Annotated in this window: 14 protein-coding genes; 6 read left to right on the forward strand and 8 right to left on the reverse strand. The window is 67.6% G+C overall.

Annotated elements, in window-relative coordinates:
• Both RYM47_RS19065 and RYM47_RS19070 read right to left on the reverse strand, forming a co-directional pair.
• Nucleotides 1-373: efflux RND transporter permease subunit (locus RYM47_RS19065; protein ID WP_315390040.1), on the reverse strand; the 373-nt coding region annotated here is incomplete at its 3' end.
• A complete protein-coding gene (locus RYM47_RS19070; RefSeq protein ID WP_315390042.1) occupies nt 370-1,518 on the reverse strand; it encodes an efflux RND transporter periplasmic adaptor subunit in 1,149 nt (382 codons plus the stop codon). The genes RYM47_RS19065 and RYM47_RS19070, both read right to left, overlap by 4 nt.
• A gap of 206 nt (nt 1,519-1,724) precedes the next feature.
• On the opposite strand from RYM47_RS19070, the gene RYM47_RS19075 reads away from it, so the two are divergent.
• The gene (locus RYM47_RS19075; protein ID WP_315390044.1) at nt 1,725-2,126 is read left to right on the forward strand and encodes a c-type cytochrome; all 402 of its coding nucleotides are present in this window, start codon (nt 1,725-1,727) and stop codon (nt 2,124-2,126) included.
• Between the two features lie 8 nt (nt 2,127-2,134).
• Nucleotides 2,135-2,596, forward strand: coding sequence for a cytochrome c (locus tag RYM47_RS19080; protein WP_315390047.1), 462 nt, complete (start codon nt 2,135-2,137; stop codon nt 2,594-2,596).
• A gap of 58 nt (nt 2,597-2,654) precedes the next feature.
• Here RYM47_RS19080 and RYM47_RS19085 read toward each other — a convergent pair whose 3' ends face one another.
• On the reverse strand, nt 2,655-4,538 hold the full coding sequence (locus RYM47_RS19085; RefSeq protein ID WP_315390049.1) for an ATP-binding cassette domain-containing protein: 1,884 nt from the start codon (nt 4,536-4,538) through the stop codon (nt 2,655-2,657).
• Nucleotides 4,539-4,604: 66 nt separating this feature from the next.
• On the opposite strand from RYM47_RS19085, the gene dbpA reads away from it, so the two are divergent.
• Nucleotides 4,605-5,981 (forward strand): ATP-dependent RNA helicase DbpA, encoded by a 1,377-nt coding sequence (gene dbpA, locus RYM47_RS19090; protein WP_315390050.1) that lies wholly within the window; start codon nt 4,605-4,607, stop codon nt 5,979-5,981.
• A 45-nt stretch (nt 5,982-6,026) separates the two neighbouring features.
• Here dbpA and RYM47_RS19095 read toward each other — a convergent pair whose 3' ends face one another.
• The 5 genes from RYM47_RS19095 to RYM47_RS19115 all read right to left on the reverse strand — a co-directional run bounded on the left by RYM47_RS19095 (nt 6,027) and on the right by RYM47_RS19115 (nt 10,552).
• Nucleotides 6,027-6,566, reverse strand: a complete 540-nt coding sequence (locus RYM47_RS19095; RefSeq protein ID WP_315390052.1) for an adenine phosphoribosyltransferase — start codon at nt 6,564-6,566, stop codon at nt 6,027-6,029.
• Between the two features lie 37 nt (nt 6,567-6,603).
• Nucleotides 6,604-8,169, reverse strand: coding sequence for a YdiU family protein (locus RYM47_RS19100; RefSeq protein WP_315390054.1), 1,566 nt, complete (start codon nt 8,167-8,169; stop codon nt 6,604-6,606).
• 37 nt (nt 8,170-8,206) lie between these two features.
• Nucleotides 8,207-8,899, reverse strand: coding sequence for a glutathione S-transferase (locus RYM47_RS19105; protein ID WP_315390056.1), 693 nt, complete (start codon nt 8,897-8,899; stop codon nt 8,207-8,209).
• 119 nt (nt 8,900-9,018) lie between these two features.
• Nucleotides 9,019-9,228: a cold-shock protein gene (locus RYM47_RS19110; RefSeq protein WP_070209577.1), complete on the reverse strand. Its 210-nt coding sequence runs from the start codon at nt 9,226-9,228 to the stop codon at nt 9,019-9,021.
• Between the two features lie 433 nt (nt 9,229-9,661).
• Nucleotides 9,662-10,552: a pseudouridine synthase gene (locus tag RYM47_RS19115; protein ID WP_315390058.1), complete on the reverse strand. Its 891-nt coding sequence runs from the start codon at nt 10,550-10,552 to the stop codon at nt 9,662-9,664.
• 42 nt (nt 10,553-10,594) lie between these two features.
• Between RYM47_RS19115 and RYM47_RS19120 the strand changes: the two genes are divergently transcribed.
• From RYM47_RS19120 to RYM47_RS19130, 3 genes are all read left to right on the forward strand, one after another.
• Nucleotides 10,595-11,146, forward strand: coding sequence for a YaeQ family protein (locus RYM47_RS19120; RefSeq protein WP_315390060.1), 552 nt, complete (start codon nt 10,595-10,597; stop codon nt 11,144-11,146).
• A 10-nt stretch (nt 11,147-11,156) separates the two neighbouring features.
• Entirely contained in the window at nt 11,157-12,341 is a 1,185-nt protein-coding gene (locus RYM47_RS19125; RefSeq protein WP_315390061.1) for an NAD(P)/FAD-dependent oxidoreductase, read from the forward strand.
• A 90-nt stretch (nt 12,342-12,431) separates the two neighbouring features.
• Nucleotides 12,432-14,501 (forward strand): EAL domain-containing protein, encoded by a 2,070-nt coding sequence (locus tag RYM47_RS19130; protein WP_315390063.1) that lies wholly within the window; start codon nt 12,432-12,434, stop codon nt 14,499-14,501.
• Nucleotides 14,502-14,738 lie beyond the last annotated feature (237 nt).

Genomic DNA, 14,738 nt, shown 5'->3' on the forward strand with positions numbered 1-14,738 from the left:
TCTTGTCGCGCACCTCCAGGCTGGCCTGGTCCATGTTGGTGCCCCAGGCGAACTCGAGCACCACATCGCTCTGCCCGGTGCGCGAGATCGACTTGAGCTTGCGCAGGTTCTTGACCACGCCCACGGCCTCTTCGACCGGTTCGGTGATCAGCGTTTCGATCTCGGTCGGCGCCGCGCCCGTGTACTCGGTGCGCACGGTCAGCGTGGGATAACTCAGGTCGGGCAGCAGGTTGACCTTGAGGTTGCCCAGTGCGATCAACCCGAACAGCACCAGGGTGATCATGAACATGAAGATGGTGACGCGGCGGCGGGTGGCGAACTCCACCAGGCCGCCGCCGGGGGCGTCCGGGTGGTCGTGGCCGGCCGGACTCATTGGCGGGTCTCCGCCTTGGCCGGAGCGGCCTTGCTGGCCACGGTGGCCGCCGGCTTGTCGCCGATCACCTGTACCGCAGTGCCGTCGCGCAGCGCGACCTTGCCGGCGGTGACCACCTTGTCACCGGCGACCAGGCCGTCGCGGATCTCCACCCACGGGCCTTCGGCGTAGCCCAGCTTGACCGGGACCCGTGCGACCTTGCCGTCACGCACGCGGAACACCGCCGGGTCGCCGTCGTCGAGCAGGGCCAGGCGCGGAACCACCAGCGCGTCTGCGCGCTGGTCGTAGTCGATCCGGATGCGGCCGAACATGCCCGGCTGCAGGCCTTCGGCGCCTTCGCCAAAGCCACTTACGACACGGAAGGTGCCGCTGCCGGCATCGACCACCGGCGAGATGCGGTCGACCTTGCCGGGGAAGGATTTGCCCGGCAGCGCGTCGGCCACCAGGGTCACCGGCTGGCCCGGACGCAGCGTGGCCAGTTCGCGCTCGGGCACGTTGAGGGTGGCCTCCAGCCGCGAGTTGTCGACGATGCGGAAGATCGGCGTATTGATCTGCACGAAATTGCCGGTCTTGATCGACCGCGAGGCGATCACGCCGGAGATCGGCGCCACCACCGTGGTGTAGGACAGTTCCAGCGTGGCCAGGCGGTACTGCGCGCGCACGTTTTCCAGGTCGTAACGCAGCTGGTCCACGTCGGCGGCGCTGACCATCTGCTGGCCGACCAGCTTCTGTGCGCGCTGGTAGCTGTTCTCCAGCTTGCGCATCTGCGCCTCGCTCTGCGCCACGGCCAGGCGTGCACGGTCCGGATCCAGCCGCACCAGCGGCTGGCCAGCGCGCACCTGCTGGCCTTCCTCGACCAGCACGGCCAGGGCCACGCCGGAGGTCTTGGCCACCACCTGGGATTCGGCGCGGGCTTCCAGCGCGGCAGTACCGGTGTAGCTGGCCGCGACCGCGCGACGGGTGGCCGCAGCGGCCTCCACCGGCACCGCTTCAGCAGCCTTCTCGGCCTTGGGGTCCTTTTCGGCAGCCGACGCGTCGCCGGCCGGGCCACCGGCGCCGCAGCCGCCCAGCAGCAAGGAGGTCGTGATGAGCAGCGCCGCGGCGCAGGTTCCGGTGCGGCCGGGCAGAAGAGAGATTCGCAACATCGTCGTGTCCCTGAAGGATGCGTGGGCAGGTGTGGTAGCAAAGTAATGCACCACGTCACGACTACACCATATCCCAAAGGTCATGGTGACCTGCGGCCGCCTGTCGGCAATGCCCGGTTTCAGCTAGATGAAAACGCAGGCTATACTCGGGTCAGTTCCGTACCCCACGCCGGAACGACCAGAACCCGTATATCGGAAACGACATCATGCGCCCGCAGCCGCTCGCCGCTTGTCTTGCTCTGGCCGTCCTCCTGCCCTTCGGGGTTGCCGTCCAGGCCACACCTGCTCCCGCTCCAGCCGTACCCGCAGTACCCGCCGCTGCCCCGGCAGCCGCGCCCGCCGCCCCGACCGCCCTGACCGGGCAGTTCGACAATGGCCGGGTGCTCGCCTACACGTGCCAGGGGTGCCACGGCATCACCGGGTACAAGAATGCCTATCCCAGTTACCGGGTGCCCAAGATCGGTGGGCAGACCCAGCAGTACCTCAGCCAGGCGCTGAGCGAGTACCGCCAGGGCAAACGCCGGCATCCGACGATGCAGGCGCAGTCCATGAGTTTCAGCGAACAGGAGATCGCCGATCTCGCTGTTTACCTGTCCACCGTCAAATAAGCGCGCTCATGACGAAAGCCACGCGATTCAAGCGTTACGCCATCGCCCTGTCCGTTACCCTGCTGCTGGCTGCCTGTTCGCAGTCGCAGGTGGAAAACAGCGCAGATTCCGCCACCGACCCGGGCCACGCCAGTGGCGAGCACGGGTCAAGCTCCTCGGCCGGCCTGCCAGCGGGCCGCATCGGCCAGGGTGAGGGGCTCGCCCAGCGCCGCAGCAAGGCGACCAACCAGAGCTGTATCGACTGCCACGGCATCGACGGCAACAATCCGATAGACCCGACCTACCCGAAGCTGGGCGGGCAGTACGGCGATTACCTGGCCCATGCATTGCAGGCCTACCGTGCCGGCGACCGCCAGCATGCGCTGATGACGCCGCAGGCGGCGGAGCTGAGCGATCAGGACATTGCGGATCTGGCTGCGTATTTTGGTTCGCGGCCGAGCCAGTTGCGGGATCTGCACGGATTGAAGTGACCGGTGCCGATCATGCGTGTCCCATGCGGTGCGTGGGACACGCGTGGCGTGTCGCTACTCAGCTGTCGAGCTCTTCCCAGCGCTTGTAGGCCGCGTCCAGTTCTGCCTGCACCTTGCCCAGCTGCTGGGTATGTGCGGCCATGTCCGGCGCGCTGCGCTGGTAGAACGCCGGGTCGTTCATCGCGGCGGTCAGGCCTTCGACGTCCTTTTCCAGGGTCTCGATCTTCTGCGGCAGCTGTTCCAGCTCGCGCTGGTCCTTGAAGCTGAGCTTGCGCTTGGCCGACGGCGCCGGTGCGGCAGCGGCCGCGACCGGGGTCGCAACCGGTTTCGCCGCTGCCACGGGCGCGGCTGCAGCTTCCACACGCGCCGCATGGCGCTGCCAGTCGCTGTAACCGCCCACGTACTCACCGACCACGCCGTCACCTTCCATCACCATCGTGGACGTCACCACGTTGTCCAGGAAGTCACGGTCGTGGCTGACCAGCAGCAGCGTGCCGGTGTAATCGCCGAGCAGCTCTTCGAGCAATTCCAGCGTTTCCACGTCGAGGTCGTTGGTCGGTTCGTCCATCACCAGCAGGTTGGACGGCTGCGCGAACAGCTTGGCCAGCAGCAGGCGGTTGCGCTCGCCACCGGACAGGCGGGTGATCGGCGCGCGCGCACGCTCTGGCGTGAACAGGAAGTCCTGCAGGTAGGCATGCACATGCTTGCGCTTGCCGTTGACCTCGAGGAAATCACGGCCTTCGGCCACGTTCTCGATCGCGGTCCAGTCTTCGCGCAGCACCGAACGGTACTGGTCGAAATAGGCGATCTGCAGGTTGGTGCCGGCGCGTACTTCGCCGCTGTCCGGCGCCAGGTCGCCCAGCAGCAGCTTGAGCAGCGTGGTCTTGCCGCTGCCGTTGGGACCGATCAGGCCGATCCGATCGCCGCGCAGGATGGTGGTGCTGAAGTCCTTGACCATCACCCGGTCGCCAAAGGCGAACGAAATGTCCTTGACGTCGATGACCTTCTTGCCGGAGTTCTCCGCCTGCGAGGCTTCCATGCGCACGTTGCCGCCCAGCTCGCGACGCTGCGAGCGCTCGCTGCGCATCGCCTTGAGGCGGCGCACGCGGCCTTCGTCGCGGGTGCGGCGCGCCTTGATGCCCTGGCGGATCCAGACTTCTTCCTGGGCCAGCAGTTTGTCGAAGCGCGCGTTTTCCTGCGCCTGCGCGTTCAGGCGTTCTTCGCGGCGGCGTTCGTAGTTGGCCCAGTCGCCCGGCCAGCTGGTGACCTGGCCGCGATCGATCTCGACGATGCGGGTGGCCAGTGCGCGCAGGAAGCGGCGGTCATGGGTGACGAACACCACGCTGCCGTTCCAGTTCTTGAGGAACATTTCCAGCCAGTCGATGGCCTCGATGTCCAGGTGGTTGGTTGGTTCGTCGAGCAGCAGCAGGTCCGGTGCCGAGACCAGTGCGCGGCCGAGCAGCACGCGGCGCTTCATGCCGCCGGACAGGCGCGCGAACTCGGCGTCGCCGTCGAGGTCGAGCTTGGTCAGGGTTTCGCTGACCCGCTGGTCCAGGCCCCAGCCATTGGCGGCGTCGATCTTGGCCTGCACAGCCCCCAGGGCGTCGCCGTCGAACTCCTCGGCCACGCTCAGATGATGGAACTCGGCCAGCCACTGGCCCAGCTCGCCCAGGCCGTCAGCCACCACGTCGAATACGCTGCCGGCCGCGCCATGCGGCACTTCCTGCTCCAGCCGGGTGATGCGCACCCCCTGCTGCACGCGCACTTCTCCGTCGTCGGGCTTGTGGTCGCCGGACAGCAGCTTGAGCAGGGTGGACTTGCCGGCGCCGTTGCGGCCGATCAGGGCGATGCGTTCGCCCGGTTCGATCGACAGTTCGGCTTTTTCCAGCAGCAGCGGGCCGCCGACACTGAAGTCGACGTTTTGCAGAGTAATCAGAGGCATCCCGCCATTGTACGGGCTGGCGGCGTGCGGCGTCGCCCGCGCCAGCCCGAACGGGTAGAATGTGGCATGAACGAATTCTCCGAACTGCCCCTGTCGGCCTCGCTGGCGGCGGGCATCGACGCGCTGGGCTACACCCAGATGACCCCCGTGCAGGCGCAGGCGCTGCCGGCGATCCTGGCGCGCCGCGACCTGATCGCACAGGCTCCCACCGGCAGCGGCAAGACCGCTGCGTTCGGTCTGGGCCTGCTGCAGGCGCTGGACCCGGCGGTGATCCGCGCCCAGGCGCTGGTGCTGTGCCCCACCCGCGAACTGGCCGACCAGGTCGGCAAGCAGATCCGCAAGCTCGCCACCGGCATCCCCAACCTGAAGCTGGTGGTGCTTACCGGCGGCATGCCGCTCGGCCCGCAGCTGGCCTCGCTGGAAGCGCACGACCCGCACGTGGTGGTCGGCACGCCGGGCCGGATCCAGGAACTGGGCCGCAAGCGCGCCCTGAAACTGGGCGGGGTGACCACCCTGGTGCTGGACGAGGCCGACCGCATGCTCGACATGGGCTTTGAAGAGCCGATCCGCGAGATCGCAGGGCGCACCAGCAAGGACCGGCAGACACTGCTGTTCTCGGCGACCTACCCCGACGAGATCCGCGAGATCGCGCGGGTGCTGCTGCGCGATCCGGTCGAAGTGACCGTGGAAGGCGCCGACCACGCCCCGGCGATCCGCCACCTGTTCTGCGAGGTCGACCTGGCCAGCAAGCAGAAGGCACTGGCCGGCCTGCTGCTCAAGTACACGCCGGAATCGACCGTGGTGTTCTGCAACACCCGTCGCGACGTGGACGACGTGGCCGTGTCGCTGCAGGAATTCGGTTTCTCCGCACTGCCGCTGCACGGTGAGATGGAACAGCGCGACCGCGACGAAGTACTGGTGCGCTTCGCCAACCGCAGCTGCAACGTGCTGGTCGCCAGCGACGTGGCTGCGCGCGGCCTGGACGTGCAGGACCTGGCGGCGGTGATCAACTACGAGCTGCCGACCGACATCGAAACCTACGAGCACCGCGTCGGGCGTACCGGCCGTGCCGGTGCCACCGGGCTGGCGATCAGCCTGGTGACCGGGCGTGAACGCAACCGCGCCGACGCGCTGGAAGCCGCCCAGGGCAAGCCGCTGGATTGGCAGAAGACGCCACTCGCCACTGCCCGCCCGGCGGTGCTGCCGCAGGCGGCGATGGCCACCCTGCGCATCGACGGCGGCAAGACCGACAAGCTGCGTCCGGGCGACATCCTGGGCGCGCTGACCGGCGACGCGGGATTGTCGGCCAAGGTGATCGGCAAGATCGATATCTATGCCACGCGTTCGTATGTGGCGATCGCGCGCGAGCATGTCGGCAAGGCGATTGCGCGGTTGGAAGCCGGGAAGATCAAGGGCAAGCGTTTCCGCGTGCGCAAGATGTAATCGCGTCCGGTACGGTGCAGCCACGCCCTGCGTGGCTGCACCGCCTCAATACACCAGGTTCGCCACCAGCGGCACGTCGCTGCTCCAGCGCTCACGCCCGCCAAGCCCGGCCAGCTCGACCAGCACCGCCGCGCCGACCACCTCGACCTGCAGCTGGCGGGCCAGCGACAGCGCCGCCAGCAGCGTACCGCCGGTGGCCAGCACGTCGTCCACCACCAGCACGCGTGCACCCGGCGGCAACGCGTCGGCATGCACTTCGATGCTGTCGGTGCGGTACTCGAGGGTGTAGTCCTGCTTCAGCGTGCGCCCGGGCAGCTTGCCCGGCTTGCGCACCGGCACGAAACCCACGCCGAGCACCTGCGCCATCGCCGCGCCCAGGATGAACCCGCGCGATTCGATGCCCATCACCGCATCCAGGCGGGCATCCCGCCACGGCGCGACCATGGCGTCCACGGCGGCCGCGAAATCCGGCCCATTCGCCAGAAGCGGCATGATGTCCTTGAACAGGATGCCCGGCTTGGGGAAATCGGCGACGTCGCGCAGGCGGCCGGCCCAGGCCGGAACGGGGGCGGAGGAATCGGTCATGGTCACGCAACAACAGAGGGTGGCATAGGGTAACCCCTCAGGAACTGCAGGACAGCATCGAGCAGCCCGCCTTGTTCCGCGCCCATTCGGGACGCTTGCCGGCGTAATGCTCGCGGCCCGGCTGTTCTTCGTAAGGATGGCGCAGCACCTCCTGCAGGGCGTGCACGCCACTCAGGTCGCCCTGCTCCGCCTTCTCGATCGCCTCCTGCGCCAGCCAGTTGCGCAGCACATACAGCGGATTGGCCGCGCGCATGCGCTGCTGGCGCTGTGCGGGATCCAGCCCATCCGCTTGCAGCCGCAGCGCGTACGCCTGCAGCCACGCCTGCAGCGCCGGCAGCACGGCGGCGCGCCGTTCCGGGCTGTAGAACGCGTCCTCCAATACGCCCACCTCCGGTGCCAGCGGATCGAACTCGATCAGGCCGCGGAACGCCAGGGTCATGTCCATCTCCCCGTCATGCAGCAGCTGCAGCCAGTCGGCCATCAAACCGAGATCGGCATCGCGGCATTCGGCCAGGCCAAGCTTGGCCGCAGCATCCTCGCGCTCGCACTGCGCGTGCACGGCCTGGAATCGGGCCAGGCCGGCGTGCAGCGGCGCCACGTCCTCGAACAGCGGCGCCAGCGCCTGCGCCAGCCGGGTCAGGTTCCAGTACGCCACCTGGGGCTGGGTGCCGAAGCGATAGCGGCGGACTTGGGCGTCGGTGGTATTGGGGGTCCAGTCCGGGTCATAGTCGTCCACCCAGCCGTACGGGCCGTAGTCGATGGTCAGGCCGAGGATGGACAGGTTGTCGGTGTTCATCACGCCATGCACGAAGCCGACCCGCATCCAGTGCGCGACCAGCACCGCGGTGCGCTCGCAGACCTGCGCGAACCATGCGCCGTAACGGTCCGCGCCGGCCTCAGCCAGCTCGGGGAAATCCCGTTCAATGCAGACATCGGCCAGCTGCCGCAGCAGGGCGACGTCGCCGCGCGAAGCCGGCAGCTCGAAACTGCCGAAGCGCAGGAACGAAGGCGCCACCCGGCACACTACTGCGCCCGGTTCGGCCTCGGGGTGCCCGTCGTAGAACATGTCGCGCACCACCGGGTCGCCGGTCGCCACCAGGCTGAGCGCGCGGGTGGTCGGCACGCCCAGGTGATGCATGGCCTCGCTGCACAGGAACTCGCGGATCGACGAACGCAGCACCGCACGGCCATCGGCGCCGCGCGAGTAAGGGGTGCGTCCCGCCCCTTTCAGCTGCAGCTCCCAGTAGCGCCCGTCCGATGCCACCAGCTGTCCCAGCGAAATCGCGCGGCCGTCGCCGAGCTGGCCGGCCCAGTGCCCGAACTGGTGCCCACCGTAGTTGGCGGCCCAGGGTTGCATGCCTTCGTACAGCGCATTGCCGCCGAACACCCGCGGGAAATCGGGACTGTCCAGCACGTCGCGGCCCATCCCAAGCTGGGCGGCCAGCTCGGGGGAGTACGCCAGCAACCGTGGCGCCGCCACCGGGGTCGGCATCACCGACGACCACAGCGCGCCGCGCACCTCGCCCACGCGCGGCCCGGTTTCGTCGTCGCCGGGCAGGTCGCGGAGGAAACGGTTGTCGAAGCGCAGCGATTCAGTGCTCATCACGACAAGGTGGGGGCGCGGGGATGCCCCCACAAGCTCAGGCCGCGCCAGCGCCCAGGTTCAACGGCCCGCCCCGCTCCACTGCCCGCTGATACGCCGGCCGCTGTTCGATGCGCTGCAGGAAGCCCTGCAGCTTCGGGTACGCCTCCATGCCGCCCGCGCGCGACGCGGCGGCCTGGATCGGGAAGCTCATCTGGATGTCGGCGGCGGTGAAGCGCTCGCCGGCGAACCAGGGCGCGGCAGCCAGTTCGCGCTCCATCCAGTCCAGGTGGAGTTTCAGCTGCGGGCCCACGAACGTCTTCATCACCTTGTCGGCAATACCGCGGGCAATGGGCTTGGCAAAGAACGGCATCGGCGCCTTGCGCACCCGCGCGAAGACCAGGCTCATCAGCAGCGGCGGCATCGCCGAGCCTTCGGCATAGTGCATCCAGTAGCGGTAGCGCACGCGCTCGGACGCCTGCGCGGGCAACAGCTCTGGCGACAGCTGGCGGCCGCTGTCATAGCGGTCGGCCAGGTAATCCAGGATCGCGCCGGACTCGGCCAGGACCAGCGCATCGTCCTGCAGTACCGGCGATTTGCCGAGCGGATGGATGTCGCGCAGGGCCTGCGGGGCCAGCCAGGTCTTTGCATCGCGCTGGTAATTGACCAGCTGGTACGGCAGGTTCAGTTCTTCAAGCATCCACAACACGCGCTGCGAGCGCGAGTGGTCCAGATGGTGCACCTTGATCATCGGCAGGTCCGCGAAGGCAAACCACCATGCTACCTGCCGCCACGTATGCAACGCGCAATAAAAAACGCCGGAAGCTTTCGCTTCCGGCGTTTCTGGCAACCTTACGGTTGCAGGGGCAATTAAGCCGCCTGCACCTGGTCAGCCTGCATGCCCTTCTGGCCCTGCACGGCGACGAAGGTGACCTTCTGGCCTTCCTGCAGCGACTTGAAGCCGGTGCCCTGGATGGCGCGGAAGTGGACGAAGAGGTCCGGGCCGCTTTCCGGGGTGATGAAGCCGAAGCCCTTGGCATCGTTGAACCACTTGACGGTACCGTTCTGACGATCAGACATGTTACTAACTCCTGAAACATAAGTTGAAATAATCGCGGCCGCCGGATTTCCGGAGCCGAGACTGAGTTGCAGGCGTTGGTAAAGCGGATCGATGAGCGGATCGTGAGATCAACTGCACCAGGCCACGATTCACGGTGACCCTAGCAAACACAGTGTGGGGGACGATACGCGCCTTTTACCGAAAAAGCGATAGCTGCGTGATTCAGCCATCTCCCCCGTCCCGCCTGACAGGACAAGGGATGGGCCAATGCTACACGAAACGGGCGCCCCCATTCATGTATTTCCAGGCTTAATTTCAGCCAAACAGCGGCGCCGTGATGGCTAAGGATGGGTAGACGGGGCGCCGATAGGGGAGGTAGAGCCGCGCCCGCGCCCCTAGACCAGAGGGCGCTGTACTGATGAACGCGTCGCCACGCGCCATTCACCCGCCGCATCACCTCGGGACATCGCCAAGGGTCAGGCCGCTGGTGAAACGCCTTCGCTCCCGGGTCAGCGGGTCGTCGAACGCCAGTTCCCTCGCCAGCAACTGTAAAGGCTCCGCGACTGGCGCCCCGCCCAGCGCCGGATACAGATCATCGCCGCAGATCGGCGCGCCCAACTCCGCCATGTGCACCCGCAACTGGTGCTTGCGGCCGGTCTCCGGGTGCAGCCGGTAGCGCCATATAGGGCCATCCGCGTCGATCACTTCGATCCTGGTCAGCGCATTCGGCTCACCTGCCGCCTCCGCCATGCGGAAGAACGGTTCACCCGGCACCAGCCGACTGCGCCGCTCCAGTGGAAACCTCACGCCGGGCAAGGCCGGGGCCAGGGCCTCATAGGTCTTCACGATGCGTCGCTCACGAAACAGCCGCTGGTAGGCATCCCGCGTCTCAGGGTTGGTGGAGAACAGCACCAGCCCTGCTGTCAACCGGTCCAGCCGATGCAACGGCACCAGCGCCGGATTGCCGGTGCGCACCTCCAGCCGCGCCAGCAGGGTCTGGCGTACATAGCCCCCGGCCGGCGTCACAGGCAGGAAATGCGGCTTGTCGGCCACCAGCAGGTGCGCATCGGCGTGCAGAATCGCTTCCTGGACCGGAATTACCGGCTCGTCGGCCACTTCGCGGAAGTACTGGATCTCCAGCCCAACCTGCCAGGGCTGGTCGGCCGACAGTGCCCTGCCCTGCGCGTCGCGCACCCGGCCACGTGCGAAACGGTCCTGCCACTGGGCGCGGTCGATGCGTGGAAAGCGCGCGCACAGGCCGTCCAGCAGGCAGGTCCAGGCACCGGGCGGCAGTTGCAGCCGGCTTGGCCGTTCGGTTGGGTGAAGGGAATCGGGCGCAGTCATGGCCCACCCATTATCATGGCGCTCTTTGTTCACGGTACCCCCATGGCCCTCACCGCCACCATCCGCAAGGCCGAACTGCAGATCAGCGACATGGATCGCGGCTATTACGCCAGCCATAACCTGACCTTGGCCCAGCATCCTTCCGAGACCGATGACCGGCTGATGGTGCGCCTGCTGGCGTTCGCACTGAATGCCGAGGACCGGTTGGAATTCGGCCGCGGGCTGAGCGTGGACGACGAGCCGGACCTGTGGAAGCAGGACTACACCGGCGCCATCGAGCGCTGGATCGACCTGGGCCAGCCGGACGAGTCGCGCCTGCGCAAGGCCGCTGGCCGCGCCGGCGCGGTGCAGCTGATCACCTACGGCGGCCGCGCGGCCGATATCTGGTGGGAGCGCAATGCGTCGGCATTGAACAAGCTCAAGACCCTGGAAGTGATCGACCTGCCGGGCGACTTCGTCGAGCAGTGGGGCGCGCAGATCGAGCGCAGCATGCGCTGGACCGTGCTGATCCAGGATGGCGAGGTGCAGCTGATGTCCGAGAAGGCCGAGCTGAGCGTCATCCCCACCTGGCGCAAGCCCGCACCGCAGGCATGAGCAACGCGGCATGAGCACCATCCGCTGCGATGTCCTGGTGATCGGCGCCGGTGCTGCCGGCCTGATGTGTGCGCTCACCGCCGGTCGTCGCGGGCGCATGGTGCAGGTCATCGACCACGCCAACAAGGTGGGCAAGAAGATCCTGATGTCCGGCGGTGGCCGCTGCAACTTCACCAACACCGGCACCACCCCGGCCAACTTCCTCTCGGCCAACCCGCACTTCTGCAAGTCGGCACTGGCGCGCTACACGCCGTGGAACTTCATCGAGATGGTGGAGCGGCACGGCATCGCCTACCACGAGAAGGAACTCGGCCAGCTGTTCTGCGACATTTCGTCCAAGCAGATCGTGCGCATGCTGATGGACGAATGCACGGCGGCGGGCGCGCATGTTCGCACCGACTGCTCCGTGGAGAAGGTCGAGCGTGGCAGCGATGGCTTCCATGTGCAGACCACGCAGGGGCGTTTCCATGCCGCCTCGCTGGTGGTCGCCACCGGCGGCCTGTCTATTCCAAGCCTCGGCGCCACCGGGTTCGGCTATGAGCTGGCCCGCCAGTTCGGCCACGAGGTGCTGCCGACCCGCGCCGGGCTGGTGCCGCTGACCCTGAGCGGCAAGCACCAGGAACGCTTCCACGATCTCAGCGGGGTCGCCCTGCCGGTGGCGGCGCGCTGCAACGACGTCGAGTTCCGCAATTCCCTGCTGATCACCCATCGCGGCATCAGCGGGCCGGCGATCCTGCAGATCTCCTCGTTCTGGCAGCCCGGCGACGACCTGCGCCTGGACCTGCTGCCCGGCCAGGACGCCGAAGACTGGCTGCGCGCGATGAAACGCGACCGCGGCGCGGCCGAGCTGCGCACGGTGTTGTCCGAGGTGCTGCCGCGCCGACTGGCGCTGCGCCTGTGCGAGCACTGGCTGCCGGACCGGCCGGTGCGCCAGATCGACGAGCGCGAGCTGCGTCAGGCTGCCGCGCTGCTGCAGGATTTTCCGCTGGTCGCCAGTGGCACCGAGGGGTACCGTACCGCCGAGGTCACGCTGGGGGGCGTGGACACGCGCAAAGTGTCGTCCAGTACGTTCGAGTCGCAGTTGGTTCCGGGCCTGCATTTCGTGGGTGAGGTGCTGGACGTGACCGGCTGGCTGGGCGGCTACAACTTCCAGTGGGCCTGGGCCAGCGGTCACGCCGCCGGCCAGGTCGTATAAGCGCGCGCGCATTCCGTGACCGGCGCCCGCCGCCGGCATGGACGAAGCGGCACGCATCGTGTATCAAGTTTGCAGTCCGGGGAGTAGTGAATGCAGAACGCGAATGACATCACCGTCCGCCTGCTGATCGTGGATGACAGCGGCGAGAACGCCGAAACCATCGTCAGCCTGCTGCGCAACAGCGGCATCGCGGTGCGCCCGGCGCGGCCGCAGAACGCGGAGGAGCTGGCGCAGATCATCGGCGGCCAGCCGATCGACCTGGTCCTGGCGGCGCCGGCGCAGAGCATTCCGCTGCTGCAGGTGACCCAGCAGATCGCGGCCAGCGGCAAGGACATCCCAATGATCCTGCTGGCCGAGAGCATCAATGAATCCGAATGGGTGGAAGCCAGTGCCAACGGCATCCGCGCGGTGGCCCTGCGCAACCGCCCGGAGCACCTGCTGGCGGTGGTGCGCAACGAGTGGACCGACCTGCACGCCCGCCGCGGGCTGCGCCGGATCGAGGCGCAGATGCGCGAGACCGAGCGCCGCTGCGATGCGCTGATCGCGTCCTCGCGCGACCCGATCGCCTACGTCCACGAAGGCATGCATATCCGTGCCAACGAGGCGTACCTGGAGATGTTCGGGTACGAGGCGTTTGACGACGTGGAAGGCATTTCGTTGCTGGACATGGTCGCTCCGCAGCATGTGGAAGGCTTCAAGCAGCTGCTCAAGTCGCTCAGCAAGGGCGAGCCGCCGCCGCCGCAGTACCAGGTGGATGCGCGGAACCAGGACGGCGCGGTGTTCGCGGCGACGATGGAATTCACCCCGGCCACCTATGAGGGTGAAAGCTGCCTGCAGGTGGTGTTCCGCCGCCGCATGGAGTTCGACCCGGAGCTGGCGCGCGAGGTCGAGGACCTTCGCCAGCGCGATCAGGTGACGGGGCTGCTCAACCGCCAGACCTTCATGCTGCATGTGGAAAACGCGGTGGCGCAGGCCGGCCGCAGCGAGGGCCGGTTCGGCCTGCTGCTGGTCGAGCCGGATCATTACGCGCGGCTGCTGCCGGACATCGGGCTGGATTCGGCCGATGCGCTGATCGCGGCGCTGGCGAAGGTCCTGGCCGACACGGTGGGCGACAGCGCGCAGCTGGCGCGCTACGGCGAGCACAGCCTGGCGGTGCTGACCGAAGGCGCGTTCGCGGACACCGAGGCGCTGGCAGACCGGATCCGGGAGGCCTTCGCGGCGCAGGTATTCAGCATCGGTGAGCGTTCGGCCACGGTGACGGTCAGCATCGGCGGTGTGCAGGTGGGCGAGAAGATCGCCAGCGTCGGCCAGGTGCTGGCGCGTGCGACGGAATGCCAGCAGGCGGCGTCGGAACTGGGCAACACCAGCCGGATCTTCGACCCGGCGGCGGTGGACCGGGTGGAGGAGGAGCGCATCCAGCGTTGGGTGGCGCGGATCAACGAGGCGCTGGCCGGCGACGGTTTCCAGCTGCACTACCAGCCGGTGCTGAACCTGGGTGGCGAGCCGCTGGAGCTGTACGAGGCGTACCTGCGCCTGGACAACAACGGCGAGCTGGTGAGCCCGGCGGCCTTCCTGGGCATTGCGGAGGAACACGGGCTGCTGGCGGACATCAACCGCTGGGTGGTGGGGCATGCGATCAGCGTGCTCGGCCAGCGCGCACGTGCGGGCCATGCGACGCACATGATGGTGAAGATCACGCCGGAGTCGTTCAACGACCCGCAGATGGTGGCAACGATCCGTCGCGAGCTGGAGGCGCACGGGGTACCGGGCGAACGCCTGTGGCTGCACGCGCCGGAAGCGAAGGTGTTCACGCACCTGCGCAACGCGCAGCAGTTCCTGGCCGATGTGGCACCGCTGGGCTGCCGGATCGGGCTGGAGCAGTTCGGCTCGGGGTTGGATTCGTTCCAGCTGCTGGCGCACTTCCAGCCGCAGTTCGTGAAGCTGGACCGCGACTTCACCAGCGATTTCGCCCGCACCCGCGAGAATGCGGACAAGATCAGCGAAATCACCACGCGCGCGCAGGAAGCGAACATCCGCACCATCGCCGAATTCATCGCCGATGCGAACTCGATGAGCATGCTGTTCAGCGCCGGCGTCGATTACGTGCAGGGCGAATTCGTCGGCCCGGCCGGCCCCGTGATGAACTTCGATTTCGGTTGATCGGGTCTGTGGTTGGAAGGCATCGGTAGAGCCGGGCCCTGCCCGGCTGCTGTTGGATTCAGGCGAACAGCCGTGGCCTGCGCGGTTTGCCTGGTCAGGGCCGTCGGGGGTGGGTTTGCGGGGGACGCCGTAAACCCATCCATGGGGGCTAAGTCGCCGCATCCATGCGGCTCATTCCCCCACAAACCCACCCCCGCCGACCCTCCGACAGTCTGCCGGTAGCCACGGGAAACGCGG

Origin of the sequence: uncultured Stenotrophomonas sp., from assembly GCF_963519125.1 — a bacterium.
Lineage (GTDB): Bacteria > Pseudomonadota > Gammaproteobacteria > Xanthomonadales > Xanthomonadaceae > Stenotrophomonas.

What these genes read in the sequence shown, in the direction of transcription:
- RYM47_RS19070 (WP_315390042.1), bottom strand. Translation starts at nt 1,518, where the DNA reads ATGTTGCGAATCTCTCTTCTGCCCGGCCGCACCGGAACCTGCGCCGCG.
- RYM47_RS19075 (WP_315390044.1), top strand. Translation starts at nt 1,725, where the DNA reads ATGCGCCCGCAGCCGCTCGCCGCTTGTCTTGCTCTGGCCGTCCTCCTG.
- RYM47_RS19080 (WP_315390047.1), top strand. Translation starts at nt 2,135, where the DNA reads ATGACGAAAGCCACGCGATTCAAGCGTTACGCCATCGCCCTGTCCGTT.
- RYM47_RS19085 (WP_315390049.1), bottom strand. Translation starts at nt 4,538, where the DNA reads ATGCCTCTGATTACTCTGCAAAACGTCGACTTCAGTGTCGGCGGCCCG.
- dbpA (WP_315390050.1), top strand. Translation starts at nt 4,605, where the DNA reads ATGAACGAATTCTCCGAACTGCCCCTGTCGGCCTCGCTGGCGGCGGGC.
- RYM47_RS19095 (WP_315390052.1), bottom strand. Translation starts at nt 6,566, where the DNA reads ATGACCGATTCCTCCGCCCCCGTTCCGGCCTGGGCCGGCCGCCTGCGC.
- RYM47_RS19100 (WP_315390054.1), bottom strand. Translation starts at nt 8,169, where the DNA reads ATGAGCACTGAATCGCTGCGCTTCGACAACCGTTTCCTCCGCGACCTG.
- RYM47_RS19105 (WP_315390056.1), bottom strand. Translation starts at nt 8,899, where the DNA reads ATGATCAAGGTGCACCATCTGGACCACTCGCGCTCGCAGCGCGTGTTG.
- RYM47_RS19110 (WP_070209577.1), bottom strand. Translation starts at nt 9,228, where the DNA reads ATGTCTGATCGTCAGAACGGTACCGTCAAGTGGTTCAACGATGCCAAG.
- RYM47_RS19115 (WP_315390058.1), bottom strand. Translation starts at nt 10,552, where the DNA reads ATGACTGCGCCCGATTCCCTTCACCCAACCGAACGGCCAAGCCGGCTG.
- RYM47_RS19120 (WP_315390060.1), top strand. Translation starts at nt 10,595, where the DNA reads ATGGCCCTCACCGCCACCATCCGCAAGGCCGAACTGCAGATCAGCGAC.
- RYM47_RS19125 (WP_315390061.1), top strand. Translation starts at nt 11,157, where the DNA reads ATGAGCACCATCCGCTGCGATGTCCTGGTGATCGGCGCCGGTGCTGCC.
- RYM47_RS19130 (WP_315390063.1), top strand. Translation starts at nt 12,432, where the DNA reads ATGCAGAACGCGAATGACATCACCGTCCGCCTGCTGATCGTGGATGAC.